General features: G+C 68.1%; 16 protein-coding genes. 3 read left to right on the plus strand and 13 right to left on the minus strand.

Features of this window, described 5'->3' with window-relative positions; all coding sequences use genetic code 11:
• Positions 1-14 precede the first annotated feature (14 nt).
• Complete coding sequence (locus tag Bsp3421_RS26670; RefSeq protein WP_273998950.1) at positions 15-1,712, minus strand: M48 family metalloprotease; 1,698 nt, start codon at positions 1,710-1,712, stop codon at positions 15-17.
• A gap of 117 nt (positions 1,713-1,829) precedes the next feature.
• On the opposite strand from Bsp3421_RS26670, the gene moaC reads away from it, so the two are divergent.
• Entirely contained in the window at positions 1,830-2,309 is a 480-nt protein-coding gene (gene moaC, locus Bsp3421_RS26675; RefSeq protein WP_273998951.1) for a cyclic pyranopterin monophosphate synthase MoaC, read from the plus strand.
• A 121-nt stretch (positions 2,310-2,430) separates the two neighbouring features.
• Here the strand turns inward: moaC and Bsp3421_RS26680 are convergent, their stop codons facing one another.
• The 12 genes from Bsp3421_RS26680 to recA all read right to left on the minus strand — a co-directional run bounded on the left by Bsp3421_RS26680 (position 2,431) and on the right by recA (position 14,152).
• Positions 2,431-3,069: a hypothetical protein gene (locus Bsp3421_RS26680; RefSeq protein ID WP_273998953.1), complete on the minus strand. Its 639-nt coding sequence runs from the start codon at positions 3,067-3,069 to the stop codon at positions 2,431-2,433.
• A 90-nt stretch (positions 3,070-3,159) separates the two neighbouring features.
• Positions 3,160-3,732 (minus strand): DUF2939 domain-containing protein, encoded by a 573-nt coding sequence (locus tag Bsp3421_RS26685; protein WP_273998954.1) that lies wholly within the window; start codon positions 3,730-3,732, stop codon positions 3,160-3,162.
• A 189-nt stretch (positions 3,733-3,921) separates the two neighbouring features.
• Positions 3,922-4,260: a hypothetical protein gene (locus Bsp3421_RS26690; protein WP_273998955.1), complete on the minus strand. Its 339-nt coding sequence runs from the start codon at positions 4,258-4,260 to the stop codon at positions 3,922-3,924.
• A gap of 420 nt (positions 4,261-4,680) precedes the next feature.
• The gene (locus Bsp3421_RS26695; protein ID WP_273998957.1) at positions 4,681-5,142 is read right to left on the minus strand and encodes a DUF2501 domain-containing protein; all 462 of its coding nucleotides are present in this window, start codon (positions 5,140-5,142) and stop codon (positions 4,681-4,683) included.
• A gap of 239 nt (positions 5,143-5,381) precedes the next feature.
• Positions 5,382-7,160, minus strand: coding sequence for a PglL family O-oligosaccharyltransferase (locus Bsp3421_RS26700; RefSeq protein WP_273998958.1), 1,779 nt, complete (start codon positions 7,158-7,160; stop codon positions 5,382-5,384).
• A 653-nt stretch (positions 7,161-7,813) separates the two neighbouring features.
• A complete protein-coding gene (locus Bsp3421_RS26705; protein ID WP_273998959.1) occupies positions 7,814-8,419 on the minus strand; it encodes a pilin in 606 nt (201 codons plus the stop codon).
• Between the two features lie 105 nt (positions 8,420-8,524).
• On the minus strand, positions 8,525-9,238 hold the full coding sequence (locus Bsp3421_RS26710) for a TerC family protein (protein WP_273998960.1): 714 nt from the start codon (positions 9,236-9,238) through the stop codon (positions 8,525-8,527).
• Between the two features lie 129 nt (positions 9,239-9,367).
• Positions 9,368-10,249 carry a succinate--CoA ligase subunit alpha gene (sucD, locus tag Bsp3421_RS26715; protein ID WP_273998962.1) on the minus strand — a complete coding sequence of 294 codons (882 nt, stop codon included), beginning with the start codon at positions 10,247-10,249 and terminating at the stop codon, positions 9,368-9,370.
• A 70-nt stretch (positions 10,250-10,319) separates the two neighbouring features.
• A complete protein-coding gene (gene sucC, locus Bsp3421_RS26720; protein WP_273998963.1) occupies positions 10,320-11,486 on the minus strand; it encodes an ADP-forming succinate--CoA ligase subunit beta in 1,167 nt (388 codons plus the stop codon).
• Between the two features lie 39 nt (positions 11,487-11,525).
• Positions 11,526-12,209, minus strand: coding sequence for a DUF2889 domain-containing protein (locus tag Bsp3421_RS26725; RefSeq protein WP_274004370.1), 684 nt, complete (start codon positions 12,207-12,209; stop codon positions 11,526-11,528).
• Between the two features lie 78 nt (positions 12,210-12,287).
• Positions 12,288-13,079: a recombination regulator RecX gene (gene recX, locus Bsp3421_RS26730; RefSeq protein WP_273998964.1), complete on the minus strand. Its 792-nt coding sequence runs from the start codon at positions 13,077-13,079 to the stop codon at positions 12,288-12,290.
• Positions 13,079-14,152 carry a recombinase RecA gene (gene recA / locus Bsp3421_RS26735; RefSeq protein WP_273998965.1) on the minus strand — a complete coding sequence of 358 codons (1,074 nt, stop codon included), beginning with the start codon at positions 14,150-14,152 and terminating at the stop codon, positions 13,079-13,081. The genes recX and recA overlap by 1 nt, the downstream gene beginning before the upstream one ends.
• A gap of 202 nt (positions 14,153-14,354) precedes the next feature.
• Between recA and Bsp3421_RS26740 the strand changes: the two genes are divergently transcribed.
• The gene (locus Bsp3421_RS26740) at positions 14,355-15,083 is read left to right on the plus strand and encodes a response regulator transcription factor (RefSeq protein ID WP_273998966.1); all 729 of its coding nucleotides are present in this window, start codon (positions 14,355-14,357) and stop codon (positions 15,081-15,083) included.
• A gap of 15 nt (positions 15,084-15,098) precedes the next feature.
• A complete protein-coding gene (locus Bsp3421_RS26745; protein ID WP_273998967.1) occupies positions 15,099-16,652 on the plus strand; it encodes a sensor histidine kinase in 1,554 nt (517 codons plus the stop codon).
• The last annotated feature ends 129 nt before the right edge of the window (positions 16,653-16,781 follow it).

The raw sequence follows: 16,781 nt of genomic DNA on the forward strand, positions 1-16,781 counted from the left end.
CGCGCGGCATCCGCTCAGCCGCGCTTGCTCTCCTCGTCGCGCTCTTCCTTGTAGCGCATCTCGAAATCGTGCAGCCGGGCCGCGATGATCGACTGCTCGTAGAAGCTCGCCGCCTTGTTGTCGCGCGCCTCGCGCAGCTGGCGGATCGCCGCGGGCCACGCGCCGTCGAGCGCGAATTTCTCCGCGAGCGCGCGCCGCTGCGTGATGCCGTCGCCCGTGCCGAGCGCCGCCTGCGCGAGGAAATTCCACCATTCCGGACGCGTGGGGTCCGCCTGCGTTTCCACCTTCGCGCGCGCCTGCGCATCCGCATAGCGGCGCGCGGCGAGCAGCGCCTGGAGATGCGCGGCGATCGCCGCATGCGAGCCCGGCCAGCGCTGCTGCGCGGCGGCCGCGAGCCGCACCGCATCGTCGTTGCGGCCCGCGCGACGCGCGATCTCGACCTCCAGCAGGTCAAGGCTCGGCGTGCTGCGCAGCGTCTCGCCCTCCTCCTGCCGGGTCCGCTCGAAATCCGCACGGGCCGCGGCGAGCGCCTGGCCGGCCGCGTCGTAACGGCCCGCGAGCAGCTCGCCGAACGCGACGCCGTAGACGTTCGCCGCCGGGCTCGCCGCCGTCCGCTCGTCGACCTCGGTGCGCAGGCGCCGCACCTCGTTCGCGATATCGGTCGGCGAACGGTTCTGCAGGATCCGCAGCCGCGCGCGCACGAACGCATATTCGGCGGACTGGCGCGGCTGGCGATAGGGCGCGCGCCGCGCGCGATCGTCCATGTCGGCGATCCGCTCGCCCGTCAGCGGGTGGGTGCGCGCATAGGCGGGCACGCCCGCATCGCCCATCGAGGCCCGTTCGAGACGCTCGAAGAAGCCCGGCATCCCGTACGGATCGAAGCCCGCGGCCGCGAGCAGTTGGAAGCCGACCCGGTCCGCCTCGCGCTCGGCGCCGCGCGAGAAGCGCAGCTGGTTGTCGATCGCGTAGGCCTGGCCGCCCAGCGCGATCGCGCTGCCGAGATCGCCGCTGCGCGCGAGGATCCCGGCCAGCACCCCGAGCAGCATCGTCGCGAGCGCCGCGTAGCCGGTCTTCTCGCTCGCGCCGATCATCCGCGCGATGTGCCGTTGCAGCACGTGGCCCATCTCGTGACCGAGCACCGACGCCAGCTCCGACTCGGTGCGCGTCATCACGACGAGGCCGCTGTTGACGCCGATGAAGCCGCCCGGCAGGGAAAACGCGTTGATCTGCGGGTCGCGCATCGCGAACAGGTCGAAATCGGGCGCGTAGCCGCCGATGAAGCGCGCGTTCGCGGCCACCGCGAGCCGCGACGCGACGCTGTTCAGGTAGTCGCGCACGAGCCAGTCGTCGAGATAGTCGGGATCGCGCCGCACCTCGCGCATCACGCGCTCGCCGAGCCGGCGCTCGGCCTGCGGCGTCAGCGCACCGCCGGAGCCGTCGCCGAGATCGGGCAGTTGCTGGATCCGCAGCGGCGCGCGCAAACTGGGCGTGATCCCGCCCGATGCGCCCGACAGGCGGTTTTCCACGCCGCCGTAGGTGCCGAACACGCCGGGCGCGATGCCCGACGGCAGCGCCGGCACGGTCGAGATCGATTCCGGCGCGAACGGCGCGGCTTCGAGCGGCAGGGCGTCGGCGCGCGACTGCGCATGTCCGCCCGACGGACAGGCCAGCACGACCGACAACGAGACGACGAACAACGATTTGACGCGCATGAACGAAAGGATCGACGGCCGCGGCGCCGCGCGCACCGGCCCGGATGGATGCGTCATTGTAACGGCCGTGCCGCGACGCGCCGCTGCTATGATAGGCGCCCTCTGAAGGAGCCCTCCATGTCCCAACTCACCCATTTCGACGCAGCCGGCCACGCCCACATGGTAGATGTCGGCGACAAGCAGGAGACCCGCCGCGTCGCGCTCGCGCGCGGCGCGATCCGGATGCTGCCCGACACGCTCGCGCTGATCCGCGACGGCCGCGCGAAGAAAGGCGACGTGCTGGGCGTCGCGCGGATCGCCGCGATCCAGGGCGCGAAGCGCACCGCCGATCTGATCCCGCTGTGCCATCCGCTCGCGCTCACGCGCGTCGCGGTGGAGTTCGAGTTCGACGAGGCGCTGCCCGGCGTGCGCTGCAGCGCGCAGGTCGAGACCTTCGGCCGCACCGGGGTGGAGATGGAAGCGCTGACCGCCGTGCAGGTCGGGTTGTTGACCGTGTACGACATGTGCAAGGCGGTCGATCGCGGGATGGTGATCACCGAGGTCAGCGTGCGCGAGAAGCGCGGCGGGAAATCGGGGGATTGGAAGGCCGAGGCATAGCACGCGCCGGCCCCGGCTCGATGCGGCGCGGCGCCGGCATCCGCCGCGCCGCCTTCGTCAGGCCCCATCGCGAGGCATCCCGCTCGCGGCATGCGCCGGCCGGCCGCGCACGCGCCCCGCGTCACGCCGCCACGGCGCCCGGCCGCTCTCCCGCTGCGGCGTCCTGATCCGGGAGCGGATCGGACAGATCGATCGCTGCGCACCGTCCGGTGCGCAGCAGTTCCACGAATTCGTGCTGAGACGTCGCCAACCAGGCCTTCGCGACCCACACGCCTTCACCCGCCCCCGCGCCGCGGTGCCTGGCATAGAGCCGGAACCCCACGTTGCCCTGCCGCTCGTCCGTATCGGCCAGCGCCTGCTCCACCTGCACGTACCAGTGGCCCGAGCGGCTTTCGAGGCTGTCCGTTTCCCTGAATGCATAGAGCGGCGGTTCGCCCTGGGTCTCGACGGGATACCGGATCGCGAACGACATGATCCGCTTGTGATCCTCCGAGTCGGACAGCCTTTCGCCATTCGCCTCGATCTGTTTCTTCAGCGCCTCGTGCGAGACGCCGTACAGTTCGTGCGAACGCTTGTCGCGCAAAGCCTGGGTCTTTTCGTCGTCGAGGTACTCGTTGTAGCCGACATCGAGCGCCGGCTTGAACGATGCCGGCACCCAGAAGTACCAGTCCTTCGCAAAACCGTTCACGCCATTCCGGCAGTCCGAGAACGCGATCAGGTTGAACGGCGCCCGCTTTCGTTTCTGAGTTTCGATCTGCATACGTTCATCGCCTTCCATCTTCGTCGACATCCATGCCTCTCCTCGATTCGAGACCGCGATCCGGCTTCGTCAATCCGACTCCGGCCACCGTCAGGGAGCGCTCAACAGTTCGGGCGGAAACGTGACGGCGGTCAGCTTCCACGACCACAAGCCGCTGCGCTTGAACGTGAACACTGCCGGCTCCGCGCCCTGGCGTCGCCCTTCCACGGCAACCGTGGACCAGTTACGGTAACGCACGGAATAATCAGCGGACGCGGACGAGGACCGGGCGGCGGACGATGCGTCCGGCACCGGGACTTCAGCGCCTTTCTCCACCCGCTTCGGGCCCGCGTTCGCCATCATCTGCATCACGCCCGCGGGCGTCACCATCGTGTCGATCACTTGATTGGCGACGCCCATGCCCAGCATCATCCCGACGCCCGCGAACGGGTTGTCCTTCAGGTCCGCGTCGTTCGACAGCTTGTTCTGCATCATGATCAGGATCTGCGCGCGCAAACTCTCGCGCACCGCGGGGAAATCGACATCGGACGCGAAGGCGTCCGCATCCTGGTCGACGATGGCCGAGCGCATCGCGTGCAGCGTGAGATAAGGACTGACATAACTGGCGACCGCGCCGCCGAACACGACAACCCCGACGATCTTGACGAGCGTTTTCTGTTTCATGGCCTCTCGCATTTTCTTTCATTTTTATTGCGCGGCCACTATACACGCCTTTCAAATTGCATGAAATCCCGAGGCCGCGCCTCATCCAGCCGGTACGACGCGGGTAGTTGGAGATCCTTCAGCCGCAGCGCCTCGAAGGCATCCGGCGCAGGCGATAGCGCCGCGCGCCTCGCCGTCCGACGGCTCGCCCTAACGCCCTTTCAACGCGGCGGCCACGCGTTTCTTCGCGCTCGCCAGCGTGGCCTTGGCCTGCGTCAACCCGCGTTCGGCCTCGTCGAGCGCCGCCAGATCGGCGGCCAATCCGCTGTCGGCGAACCAGGCGGTCACGCTCTCGACCTGCTCGCGATTGCCGCTCACGATGTCGGCGCAGCAACCGTTCAGGATCGCGAGACGGTGCTTGCAGGACACGCCGTTCACGCCCGCCGGGCACGAACAATACGTGGCGATGCGGCCGCCGTCGCGCCGCTCGAAGGTCAATGCGTAGGGGTCGGCGGCCGATCCCTGAACCAGGAAGTCAATTCTGTCCATGCGCGTCGCTCCGGTCGTTCGAGGAGGAGAAGCCTCGCATTCTTCACTGCGCGCCCGCGGCCAGGCAAGCGCCTCCGGCCGTCGTCCCGGTGTGCATTGCCCCTGCCGGCGCTCAGCCGACGCAGCGGATGCACGCCCGCCCGTGGTCGGCGCGCATGTCGCCCACGGGCTGGCGCGCCTGGCCGAAATGTTGAAAATGGCTTCGGGAAAGAATGAGCGACGTGCTTACGCCGCATGAACGGGCATCAGGTCGACACCCTGCCGGATCGACACGCGTGAAGATCGGCGGCTCGGCGAGGGGCCGCGTCGCGTGCGATGGACACGCGGCCCACGATGCATCGCGGGCATCGCAAACGGCGTGCGCGCCAACGCATGCGCGAATGCCGGCGACCACCTTCGCCGCCGGCTTGCGCAACGGTGTTACAGCAGCGATTTCGCCTGCGACAGGATCTTGTCGCAAACCTGCTTGGTGACCTGCTCCTTCAAACCACCGCCGCTGAGATCCAGCGTCTTGCCGTTGCCCGCGTCGAGGATCCCGCTCGCGCCGCTCGTATAGCCGCTGTCCGACGAGGCGCCGCCGCCCAGCTTGCTCATCAGCGCATCCTTGACCGACGACGCGCCGCCGCCGCCCGCGCCGCCGAGATAGTTGTTCTTGATGCAGAACTGCAGCACGCCGGCGACGTTGCTGCTGCTCGACGAGGTCAGCGACGAGCCGCCCAGCGCGCCGCCGATGCCGCCGAGATTGCCGAGCGCGCTCGATGAATCGCCCGAGCCGGTCGCCTGCTTCAGCATGTCGCCGAGCTGGGCGTGTGCAGCCGACAACGGCACGAGCGCCGCGAACAGGACGCCGAAAACCGTACTGCGGTATGGGTTCGCCTTCATGAGTTCTCCCTATGGCTATGGACAGTCGACCGTCGAGGACGGCGGCCTCAAGCATACCTGAACGACTCGCGCGAAGCGCCCGCGCCACGATCCGAGGCGAGCGTCGCCCCGCTGGGCGAGCCGCGCGCATCCGCCCGGAAACGGTTCCGCCCGGTCAGTAAAAAAGCCGCCGATCGACATGGCCCGGGCCACGGATCGGCGGCTTTCCTGATCGATGCCGCAGTGCGCGCGCGACGCGCTCAATCGTCGTCGTCGTCCTCATCGTCGGACTGGGCGGGCGGTTCGCCATACTGGGCGTACACCGCCGTCTTGAAGGATTTGAGCGACGGCTGCGCATCGAGCAGGCGATACAGCCCCGCGAGCTGGGTCGGCCAGTCATGCAGCTGCTTCGCGAAAATATGCAGCCGCTCCACCGTATCAAGCGCGTCGGCCTCGCGGCCATCGAGCGCCTGCAACACCGCATAGCGGCGCAGCACCGTCTCGCCCGGCAGCAGCGAGATCGCGCGCTCGTGCGCCGCGAGCTTGGCGGGCAGATCGTCGCGCGAGATCGTCATCAGCGTGGCCGCGCCGTAATCGCCCCATGCGCGGAACAGGAACGACGGCGCCTCGCGATACTGCTCCGCCGGATTCGCGCCGTAGTACAGCACCTCGGCGCGCTGGTAATCACGCAGCACCGGATACGCGACCAGCAAGCCGCCGAACGACAGCACGGCCAGCAGCGCGAACGCGACGCGGCCCGGCACGAAGCGCAGCGGCCGGGTGTCGAGCAGGCCGATCACGAACATCGCGGGCAGCAGGAAGAACGTGTATTGCTGCGGATACTCGACGAGCGCGTGCATCAGCAGGATGCCGATCAGCGCCACGCCGAACACGCGTCCGCTCGACTGTGGTTCGCGCAGCACGCGAGCGAACCACAGACCGAGGCTCGCGATCAGCACGCCGAGGCCGAGCACGCCCGACTTCGCGAGCAGGTCGATGAAAATGTCGTGTGAATTGTTCGCGATCTCGACGCCGCCGAGACGGCGCACCAGTTCGAATTGATGGATCGGGAACTCGCCCCAACCGACGCCGAGCAGCGGATGCTCGCGGAACATCGCGAGACCGTACTTCCACAACGCGAGCCGCGGCGTGATCTGGCCGGCGTCGCGCATCCGGTCGGCCGCCGATTCGGCCAGCCCAAGCTGGAAATGCAGGTTGGCCCAGCGCACCGCGACGTTGACCGCGACGAACAGCACGCCGAGCGCCACCGGGATGAGCCATGCGCGACGCGTCGCCCCGATGGGCGCATCGCGCCGTTCCGCGAACGCCATCCAGAAGCCCGCCACCACCATCACGCCTACCTGCAGCCAGGGGCCGCGCGATACCGTCAACGCCAGCCCGATCGACAGCAGCACCGACAGCGCGCCCCACACCCACACGCGCAGGCGTCGCGTCTGCACGAGGTAGAGCGCGCCCGCGAGCGCGAACGCCATGTAGGTCGCGAGATGGTTCGCCTGCGCCATGTTGCCGTAAGGCCGCCGCGCGACCGATACGCCATAGGTGACCACGAACGGCGATAACGCATCCTCGAGCCGATACAGCTGCGCGATCTGGCAGAACACCGCGAACAGCCCGCCGACGATCAGCGCCCCGGCCATCATCCGCAAGGTCTCGTCGCGCAGTTGGGCGCGCGCGAGCGCATAACCCGACTGCATCGCGACGAGCGCCGTCAGCAGGTAACCGAGCGCCAGCCAGTTCATCGACGGCTGATGCAGCGGCAAGCCTGCGACCTGCGCCAGCAGCACCGCGCCGAAACCGAGCGGAGCGATCAGCGCCGCGGGCGCCGCGAACGGCTCGGCCGGCCCCGCGCTGCGCGCGAGCAGCACGATCGTCGCGCCGAGCAGCGCGTACAGCGCAAATGCCGTGAATTCCGAATAAAAGGTCGGGATCGGGTACGTATGGTTGGTGACCGCGTAAGGCAGGATCAGCGCGACGGCGAGTACGACGAGCGAAAGAGACCGCGTAAAGATGGAAGGCATGAGCGAACCGGGTGTCGGCAACCGGCGCAACTATACAAAAAAAACCTTCTCCTGTGCGGGGCGTCGCGCACCCTGTGACGCAGATGCGCAGCACGGTCGGCGCCGAAGCGCGCGAACTGCCGGCGGCCGCCGCGAAGATGCGGTCGGCGAGGTGCGCTGGCGGGGGCCGACGAGGTGAGGCCGGCGAGGCATGGCTGACGAAGCGTGGCTGATAAGGCGTGGCCGGCGAAGCGTGGCTGATGAGGCGTGGCCGACGAGGTGGGACGAGAGACGCTGCCGACGAAGCGTGGCCGACGAGGTGGGACGAGAGACGCTGCCGACGAAGCGTGGCCGACGAGGTGGGACGAGAGACGCTGCCGACGAAGCGTGGCCGACGAGGTGGGGCTGACGAGGCGTAGCCTGCGAAGCGTGGCTGATGAGGCGTTGCCGACGAGGCGGGGCCCGCGAGACGCGGCCGACGAAGCGCGGCCGACGAGGCGTGGCCGGTAAGACATGGCTGACGAGGTGGGACCGCGAGGTGCGGTCAACGAGGCGCGGCGGGCGAAGTGTGGCCGGCGAAATATGACCAACGAGGCGTAGCCGGCGAGATGCGGCCGACCGGATAGGCCCGCCAGGCACGACCACACCCCGAAGCAAGCAACGAGTACAGCCGCCTACGTGCGACACTCCGGCGGCGCGAGCCGGCCCGCGAGAGTCGGCGCATCGCCCGGCAGCGGCCCCGCGCCCGGCGCGGGCAGCGACGACGCGCGCTTGCCCTCCGCAAAGCACTCCCAAGCAAGCGTGCCCGCCTGCGCCTCGTCCTTGGCGAGCGCCACCCGCCCGCTCGGCGCCTCCGCGCGATCGGGCACGGACGGCACGAGCACCAGCGTATTGGCGCCCGCCGGCGCGACCCGCGACGTGAACGCGATCGTGATCTGGCCGGTGTCGTCGTCGATCCGGACGGCGTCGACATTGCGGGTCGCGGGCGGCGCGACATAGCCGCCGGCGAGGCCGGCCCCGCTCGCCGCGTTTTCCGCCACAGCGAGACGCGCCGGCGCCGCGAGCGCGAGCCCCTCGCCGACCCGCCCGCGCGTCAGATAATCCCGATAGGCGGGAATCGCATACGCGGCGATCACGCCGACGATCGCCAGCACGATCATCAACTCGATCAGCGTGAATCCGGTGCGGCGGGCGATCCCGCGGCGGGCGAACCCGCGGCGCACAACACGCGAGCGCCGCGCAAGGCGGCGGAACAGGCAAACGGAAAAGGCTTCGAACATCGCAGGCTCCTCAAGCGAAAACGCCTGCCAGGACGGCAGGCGCTTCGATCGTAGCCAGCGCCCGCGTCAGCGGACAGTCGGCCGGACGGCCGACGCGGCTCGGGCTCAGTGTGGATCCGCGTGGCCCGGCGCGGCCCGACGCTTCCTGAGCGCATAGCCGATCAGCACCACGAACAGCGCGCCCGCGATGCTCGAACCATAGACGGCGGCAGGCGTGTCGAGGAGCGGCCAGCGGTCGCCCGCCGGATCGTTGACCATCAGCCCGCCCGCGATCCAGCCCAGCAGCGCGGCGCCGAACGTGACAATGATCGGGAAGCGATCGAGCATCTTGAGCACGAGTGTGCTGCCCCACACGATGATCGGAATGCTGACCACGAGGCCGAAGATCACGAGCGCGATGCGATGCGACGGGTCGGCCTGCTCGGCCGCGCCCGCGATCGCGATCACGTTGTCGAGGCTCATCACCGCATCGGCGACGATGATGGTGCGGACCGCGCTCAACAGCTTGTCGGCCGGCCGGATGTTCTCGTGGCCCTCCTCGGCCGGGGCCATCAGCCGAACGCCGATCCACAGCAGCAGGATGCCGCCCGCGAACTTGAGGAGCGGCACGTCGAGCAGCACGACCGCGAACGCGATCAGCACGACGCGCAGCACGATCGCGCCGGCGGTCCCCCACAGCACGCCGCGCACCCGCTGCTCGCTCGGCAGATTGCGACAGGCGAGCGCGATCACGACCGCGTTGTCGCCGCCGAGCAGGATGTCGATGAGGACGATCTGAACGACCGCGCCCCAGTGAAGCGTTGCGAGGAATTCGAACATGGATGAGCCGCAGGAAGTGAACCGGACGACGAATGCAGCCACGCCGCGTCCGTCACCTTACGAAAATGTTTCGCGAGAATAACAAAAAACGCCGGCGGAGCCGGCGTTTTTCGTGGAGCGACCCGTGACTTAGAGCGCAGCCTTCAGCAGGCGGCCCATTTCCGACGGATTGCGCGTGACCGTGATGCCGCACGCGTCCATGATTTCCAGCTTCGCTTCGGCCGTATCCGCACCGCCCGAGATCAGCGCGCCGGCGTGGCCCATGCGCTTGCCCGCAGGCGCCGTGACGCCGGCGATGAAGCCGACCACCGGCTTCTTCATGTTGCCCTTGATCCACTCGGCTGCCGCAGCTTCGTCCGGGCCGCCGATTTCACCGATCATCACGACCGCATCCGTATCCGGATCGTCGTTGAACATCTTCATCACGTCGATGTGCTTGAGACCGTTGATCGGATCGCCACCGATGCCGACCGCCGACGACTGGCCGAGGCCCAGCGCCGTCAGCTGCGCGACCGCTTCGTACGTCAGCGTGCCCGAGCGCGACACCACGCCGATGCGGCCCTTGCGGTGGATGTGACCCGGCATGATGCCGATCTTCAGTTCGTCCGGCGTGATCGTGCCCGGGCAGTTCGGGCCGAGCAGCAGCGTCTTGCGGCCTTCGCGGCGCATGCGGTCCTTCACTTCGATCATGTCGCGCACGGGAATGCCTTCCGTGATGCAGATCGCGAGATCCAGATCGGCCTCGACCGCTTCCCAGATCGCAGCCGCGGCGCCTGCCGGCGGCACGTAGATGACCGACACGGTCGCGCCGGTCTCGGCCTTCGCTTCCTTCACGCTCGCGTAGATCGGAATGCCTTCGAAGTCCTCGCCGGCCTTCTTCGGGTTCACGCCCGCGACGAATGCTTCGCGGCCGTTGGCGTACTCGCGGCATGCGCGCGTGTGAAACTGGCCAGTCTTGCCGGTGATACCCTGCGTGATGACCTTTGTGTCTTTGTTGATCAGAATCGACATGTATTGACCTCTGTTCGATGGGCGTCGCGACATCGCGCGCCGCCCTGCGTGTTCAATGCAATGCAGCGCCTTACTTGCCCGCGGCTGCCGCGACGACCTTCTGCGCGGCTTCTTCCATGCTGTCCGCCGAGATGATCGGCAGGCCGGATTCGGCGAGCATCTTCTTGCCCAGGTCCTCGTTGGTGCCCTTCATGCGCACGACGAGCGGCACGCTCAGGTTCACCGCCTTCGAGCCTGCGATCACGCCTTCCGCGATCACATCGCAGCGCATGATGCCGCCGAAGATGTTCACGAGGATCGCCTTCAGGTCCGGGTTCTTCAGCATCAGCTTGAACGCTTCCGTGACCTTCTCGGTCGTCGCGCCGCCGCCCACGTCGAGGAAGTTCGCCGGCTCGCCGCCGAACAGCTTGATCGTGTCCATCGTCGCCATCGCGAGGCCTGCGCCGTTCACGAGACAGCCGATGTTGCCGTCGAGCGAGATGTACGCGAGGTCGAACTTCGACGCTTCGACTTCAGCCGGATCTTCTTCGTCCAGATCGCGGTACGCGACGATTTCCGGGTGGCGGAACAGCGCGTTCGAATCGAAGTTGAACTTCGCGTCGAGTGCGATCACCTTGCCGTCGCCGGTGACGACGAGCGGGTTGATTTCGGCGAGCGACGCGTCGGTTTCCCAGAACGACTTGTAGAGACCCTTCAGGATTTCGCGCGCTTGCGGGATCGATGCGTCGGGCACGCCGATCTTCTTCGCGAGATCGTCGGCTTCCGCGTCCTGCAGGCCCTTCGACGGCTCGACCGCGACCTTGTGGATCGCTTCCGGGGTCTTCTCGGCCACTTCCTCGATGTCCATGCCGCCTTCGCTCGACGCCATCACGACAACCTTCTGCGAGACGCGATCGATCACGATGCCGATGTACAGTTCCTTCTTGATGTCGGCGCCTTCCTCGATCAGCAGACGGTTCACCTTCTGGCCTTCCGGACCAGTCTGGTGCGTCTTCAGCTGCATGCCGAGGATCTGGTTCGAGAATTCGCGAACCTGCTCGAGCGACTTCGCGACCTTCACGCCGCCGCCCTTGCCGCGGCCGCCCGCATGGATCTGCGCCTTCACGACCCACACCGGGCCGCCCAGCTCTTCCGCGACCTTGACGGCCTCGTCGACCGTAAACGCCGGCTTGCCGCGCGGTACCGCGACACCGAATTTCCGCAGGATTTCCTTACCCTGGTACTCGTGAATCTTCATGCGTGATTCCTTCAGTCTGAGAGTTGGATAAAAAGTCGATTAAAAGTCGCTTCTTGTGACGATTTCCGGTTGATTCTCTGAGCCGCGCCCGCCGCTCCGCTCCGGCCGGCTCGCGCCGAACCAGGTCGGATAGAACTGCCGCACCGCCTCGCCGTCGAAGCGCAGCGCCTGGCAGCGACCAAGCTGAAACGGCGGCTCGGTCGCGGCTTCGCCGCCCTTGCCCTCGCGCGTGCTCCACACATCCCCGGCAAATGCCTGGATGGCCGCAGTCGGCAGGACCGCGCACAGCTCGGTGAGATGCGTGCAGCCCGCGATGCCGCCCAGAAGTCGGGACGCATCACGGCGGAAGTGATCGAGGAGATTGAGCCCGATAAGGGCCCGGTAGGCGGGATTGGCGGCTTCGCATTGCCCGGGATAGGGCGCCCAGTCGGTCGATGCCTCGGCGTCGACGATGGTGAGCCCGCGATCGACGGTAATACGCAGCCAGAGCTCATGGATCGGCAGGCCGTTCGGCCTGATGCCCGCCGCCAGCGCGACATCGCGCGGTTTGTGGTCGGTCAGGCAGGCTTCGATATCCCACAAGCCGTCGGCACGCTCGTAGGCTTCCGCCCGGATTGCGCGTCGATGTCGCAACTGGCGGGGTACGGGCTCGGATAGCGGCATGCGGGAGGATGAGGCCGAAGAGGAAAACCCAGGGATTTTAGCATACTGGGTATTCGAGATAGTTCGCGCCGCGCCGCATGGGGCCGGGCGCGGACGCTTCGGTGCAGCGCAGCAAAGCAGCGCGCGCCGGACGGCCGCTCAATCGTCGACGTACACGTCGTCGTCGCCCTTCAGCAAGCGACTGATCGTCGCACCGGAAAAACCGCGCATCGCGAGAAAACGCATCTGCTTCGCGCGCTCGGCGGGCGACTGCGGCAGCACGCCGAACTTCTTGCGCCACACCGCCTGGGCGCGCGCGAACTCGCTGTCGCGCAACTGCGCGCCGACGGTCTCGACGAGCGCATCGTCGAGCGCGTGCCGCTTGAGTTCGCTCATGATCCGCGCCGAACCGACGCGCGACGCTCGCCGATGCACGAGGCTTTCGGCAAAGCGCTCGTCCGACAGCCAGGCTTCGCGCTCGAGCGTATCGAGCAGCGCGTCGAGATCGTCGCTTTCCTCCACGTGCGGCGCGAGCTTGCGCGCCAACTCCGTGCGGCTGTACTCGCGGCGCGACAGATAGCCGATCGCGCGCGCCTTCAGCGAGCGGGCAGGCGCTTGCGGCGCGCCGTCGGCGACCGCCTCGAAACTTTCACCGCGCGCCGTCGCGCGCCGCGCGCCGCGGCGCGGCGACTGGCTCGTGCGGGTATAGACATCACCGCCGTCCGCGGCGCGCGCGCGATCATGCGCATCGAACGCCTCGCGCGGATCGACGCCGAACGGATCCGTTTCGGCCGGCTCAAACGACGCGAGGGCATCAACCGATGCCCTCGCCAGCGGGCGGCCCGAGGGCCGCCCTTCGATCGAACCCGGCGCGCGCGCCGCGGTGCCCGGGCGGGCCGGCGTCTGCCGTTCCGCGTCCGGCGAACCCGCGTCGCGCCGGCTTCGTCTCATCACTCCTCGTCGTCCATGACTTCGGCGGCCTCGGACGCCACGCGTTGCGGCATCGCGCTCACGCCGAGCGATTCACGAATGCGGTTCTCGATCTCGCGGGCGATTTCCGGATTCTCGCGCAGGAATTCGCGCGCGTTGTCCTTGCCCTGGCCGATCTTCTCGCCGTTGTAGCTGTACCAGGCGCCGGCCTTGTCGACGATTTTCGCCTGCACGCCGAGATCGATGATCTCGCCCTGACGGGAAATGCCCTCGCCGTACAGGATGTCGAAGATCGCCTCGCGGAACGGCGGCGAGACCTTGTTCTTCACGACCTTCACGCGGGTCTCGTTGCCGATCACCTCGTCGTTCTTCTTGATCGAGCCGATCCGGCGGATGTCGAGACGCACCGACGAATAGAACTTGAGCGCATTGCCGCCCGTCGTGGTTTCCGGGTTGCCGAACATCACACCGATCTTCATCCGGATCTGGTTGATGAAGACCACGAGGCAGTTGGTGCGCTTGATCGTGCCCGTCAGCTTGCGCAGCGCCTGCGACATCAGGCGGGCCTGCAGGCCCGGCAGCGAATCGCCCATCTCGCCCTCGATTTCGGCCTTCGGCACCAGTGCCGCGACCGAGTCGATCACGATCATGTCGATCGAGCCCGAGCGCACCAGCGCGTCGACGATCTCGAGCGCCTGCTCGCCCGTGTCCGGCTGCGAGATCAGCAGCTCCTGCACGTTCACGCCGAGCTTGCCCGCGTACTGCACGTCGAGCGCGTGCTCGGCATCGATGAACGCCGCCGTGCCGCCGAGCTTCTGCATCTCGGCGATCACCTGCAGCGTCAGCGTGGTCTTGCCGGACGATTCCGGGCCGTAGATCTCGACCACCCGGCCGCGCGGCAGGCCGCCGACGCCGAGCGCGATATCCAGACCCAGCGAGCCCGTGGACACCACCTGGATGTCCTCGACCGCTTCGCCTGCGCCGAGGCGCATGATCGAGCCCTTGCCGAACTGCTTCTCGATCTGCGAGAGCGCAGCCGCCAGCGCCTTGCTCTTTTCCGCGGTCATCCCGGAACCCTTCTTGCTATCTTCCATGAATCGTCCTTTGCTATGATGAGCAGCGTCTGATACGGATGCACCGGCTCTGACCCGGCCCGGATGAGCCGTTAGGTGCACGAATGCAGACACTGTATAAAAAAACAGTGGTTTATGCAAGCCCGCGATGCGGATGCTGCATCCACCCGACAACAGCGGAGACAGCTGCGCCCGCGCCTGCGGCCGGCTATCGGTGCGCATCATGCGAATTCTCATTGCCGAAGACGACAGCATACTCGCGGACGGTCTCACCCGGTCACTCCGCCAATCGGGCTATGCCGTCGACCATGTGAAGAGCGGCATCGAGGCCGACACCGCGTTGTCGATGCAGGCTTTCGACCTGCTGATCCTCGACCTGGGCCTGCCCCGCATGCCGGGCCTCGACGTGCTGCGCCGGCTGCGCGCCCGCAATTCCACCCTGCCCGTGCTGATCCTCACCGCCGCCGACAGCGTCGACGAACGCGTGAAAGGGCTCGACCTCGGCGCGGACGACTACATGGCGAAGCCGTTCGCGCTGAACGAGCTGGAAGCCCGCGTGCGTGCGCTGACCCGGCGCGGCGCGGGCGGCGGCCCGAGCGTGTTCCGCCACGGCTCGCTCGCATTCGACCAGGTCGGGCGCCTCGCCTACGCGAACGACCACGTGCTCGACCTGTCCGCGCGCGAACTGGGCCTGCTCGAGGTGCTGCTGCAGCGAACCGGCCGGCTCGTATCGAAAGAGCAGCTGGTCGACCATCTGTGCGAATGGGGCGAGGAAGTCAGCAACAACGCGATCGAGGTCTACGTACACCGGCTGCGCAAGAAGATCGAACCGAGCGGCGTGCGCATCACGACCGTGCGCGGCCTCGGCTATTGCCTCGAAAAAGCCGCGCCGGCCGAGCCGGGTACTGCAGCCTCGCCCGTGCCAGCCGCCGCGAGCCCGTCGCTGCGCTGACGCGCGGCCGCCGCGATGGCCACCCCGGCCCGCTCCGCCCGCCGCGCGCCGCCCGCCGCCGACGCGGCGGATGCCGCGCGCGACGCCCGCTACGCGAACCCGTTCGCCCCGCCCGACGACATCGAGCCCGCCGAAACCGCGCGCCCGCGCTCGCTGTTCGGCGAGATCCTCGACTGGATGCTGGCGCCGCTGCTGCTGCTGTGGCCGATGAGCATCGCCGTCACCTATCTGGTCGCGAAGACGATCGCGAACGGGCCCTTCGACCGCGCGCTCGAAACCAACACCTACGTGCTCGCGCGCCAGATCACGCCGGTCAACGGCGTGGCCGAGCTGACGCTGCCGCCCGCGACGCTCGACCTGCTGCGCGCCGACAATGTCGACAGCGTGTACTTCCAGGTGCTCGGTGCGCGCGGCGAGCTGGTGTCGGGCGAGGCCGACATGCCGCTGCCGCGCGACGAGGACCGCCCACCGCCCGGCGTCGTGGTGTTCCGCGACGACCTGCTGCGCGGCAACGACATCCGCGTCGCGTATACGACTGTGGCGCTGCCGCAGGCGCGCGGTACGCAGCCGGTGCTCGTGCAGGTCGGCGAGACGCTCGACAAGCGCAACGCGCTCGCGAACGACATCATCAAGGGCGTGATCCTGCCGCAATTCGTGATCCTGCCGCTCGCGATCCTGCTCGTCTGGTTCGGGCTGTCGCGCGGCCTCGCGCCGCTCGCCGCACTGCAGGCGCACATCCGGGGGCGCCGCCCGGACGACCTGTCGCCCGTCGAGGCGCAGCGCGCGCCGCCCGAGATCGAGCCGCTCGTCACCTCGTTCAACGATCTGCTCGCGCGGCTCGAACAGAACATGGCGCTGCAAAAGCGCTTCATCGCGGACGCCGCGCACCAGATGAAAACGCCGCTCGCGGGCCTGCGCACCCAGGCCGAATTCGCGCTGCGGCACGAGGTGCCGGCGGAGGTCGCGCGTTCGCTCGAACAGATCGCGACGAGTTCCGGGCAGGCGGCGCGGCTCGTCACCCAGCTGCTGGCGCTGGCGCGCGCGGAGAACCGCGCGACCGGGCTCACGCTCGAACCGGTCGCGATCGCGACGCTCGCGCGGCTCGCGGTGCGCGACTGGGTGCAGGCCGCGCTCGCGAAACGGATGGATCTCGGCTACGAGGGCCCCGACGAGAACGACGGCGCGCCGCTCGAAATCGACGGCCACCCGGTGATGCTGCGCGAGATGCTCGGCAACCTGATCGACAACGCGATCCGCTACACGCCGGACGGCGGCCGCATCACCGTGCGGGTGCGCGCGGCGCGCGAGGCGGGCCGCGTCGACGTCGAGATCGAGGACACCGGGCCCGGCATCCCCGCGCACGAACGGGAGCGGGTGCTCGAACGCTTCTACCGGATCCTCGGCCGCGAGGGCGACGGCAGCGGCCTCGGGCTTTCGATCGTCCGCGAGATCGTCGCGCAGCACGGCGGCACGCTGACGCTCGACGACCATGTCTACCAGGCCTCGCCGCGCCTCGCGGGCACGCTGGCGCGGGTCAGCCTGGCGCTGCGCGGCCATGCCCCGGATTAACCCTGAGAGCGCCGCCCCGGATGTGACTCACACCCAGTGATTTTCGATTTTTAAACGACGTAGCTCAACAATTGGCCGTCAATCGACGAACATGAAAGAATTTACTTCCTCGAAATTTTGACCGGCCGA

The organism is Burkholderia sp. FERM BP-3421, from assembly GCF_028657905.1.
In the GTDB taxonomy this organism is placed as follows: domain Bacteria; phylum Pseudomonadota; class Gammaproteobacteria; order Burkholderiales; family Burkholderiaceae; genus Burkholderia.

Bases quoted from the DNA above. Each gene is read 5' to 3' on its own strand.
- Bsp3421_RS26670 (WP_273998950.1), bottom strand. From the start codon at position 1,712: ATGCGCGTCAAATCGTTGTTCGTCGTCTCGTTGTCGGTCGTGCTGGCC.
- moaC (WP_273998951.1), top strand. From the start codon at position 1,830: ATGTCCCAACTCACCCATTTCGACGCAGCCGGCCACGCCCACATGGTA.
- Bsp3421_RS26680 (WP_273998953.1), bottom strand. From the start codon at position 3,069: ATGCAGATCGAAACTCAGAAACGAAAGCGGGCGCCGTTCAACCTGATC.
- Bsp3421_RS26685 (WP_273998954.1), bottom strand. From the start codon at position 3,732: ATGAAACAGAAAACGCTCGTCAAGATCGTCGGGGTTGTCGTGTTCGGC.
- Bsp3421_RS26690 (WP_273998955.1), bottom strand. From the start codon at position 4,260: ATGGACAGAATTGACTTCCTGGTTCAGGGATCGGCCGCCGACCCCTAC.
- Bsp3421_RS26695 (WP_273998957.1), bottom strand. From the start codon at position 5,142: ATGAAGGCGAACCCATACCGCAGTACGGTTTTCGGCGTCCTGTTCGCG.
- Bsp3421_RS26700 (WP_273998958.1), bottom strand. From the start codon at position 7,160: ATGCCTTCCATCTTTACGCGGTCTCTTTCGCTCGTCGTACTCGCCGTC.
- Bsp3421_RS26705 (WP_273998959.1), bottom strand. From the start codon at position 8,419: ATGTTCGAAGCCTTTTCCGTTTGCCTGTTCCGCCGCCTTGCGCGGCGC.
- Bsp3421_RS26710 (WP_273998960.1), bottom strand. From the start codon at position 9,238: ATGTTCGAATTCCTCGCAACGCTTCACTGGGGCGCGGTCGTTCAGATC.
- sucD (WP_273998962.1), bottom strand. From the start codon at position 10,249: ATGTCGATTCTGATCAACAAAGACACAAAGGTCATCACGCAGGGTATC.
- sucC (WP_273998963.1), bottom strand. From the start codon at position 11,486: ATGAAGATTCACGAGTACCAGGGTAAGGAAATCCTGCGGAAATTCGGT.
- recX (WP_273998964.1), bottom strand. From the start codon at position 13,079: ATGAGACGAAGCCGGCGCGACGCGGGTTCGCCGGACGCGGAACGGCAG.
- recA (WP_273998965.1), bottom strand. From the start codon at position 14,152: ATGGAAGATAGCAAGAAGGGTTCCGGGATGACCGCGGAAAAGAGCAAG.
- Bsp3421_RS26740 (WP_273998966.1), top strand. From the start codon at position 14,355: ATGCGAATTCTCATTGCCGAAGACGACAGCATACTCGCGGACGGTCTC.
- Bsp3421_RS26745 (WP_273998967.1), top strand. From the start codon at position 15,099: ATGGCCACCCCGGCCCGCTCCGCCCGCCGCGCGCCGCCCGCCGCCGAC.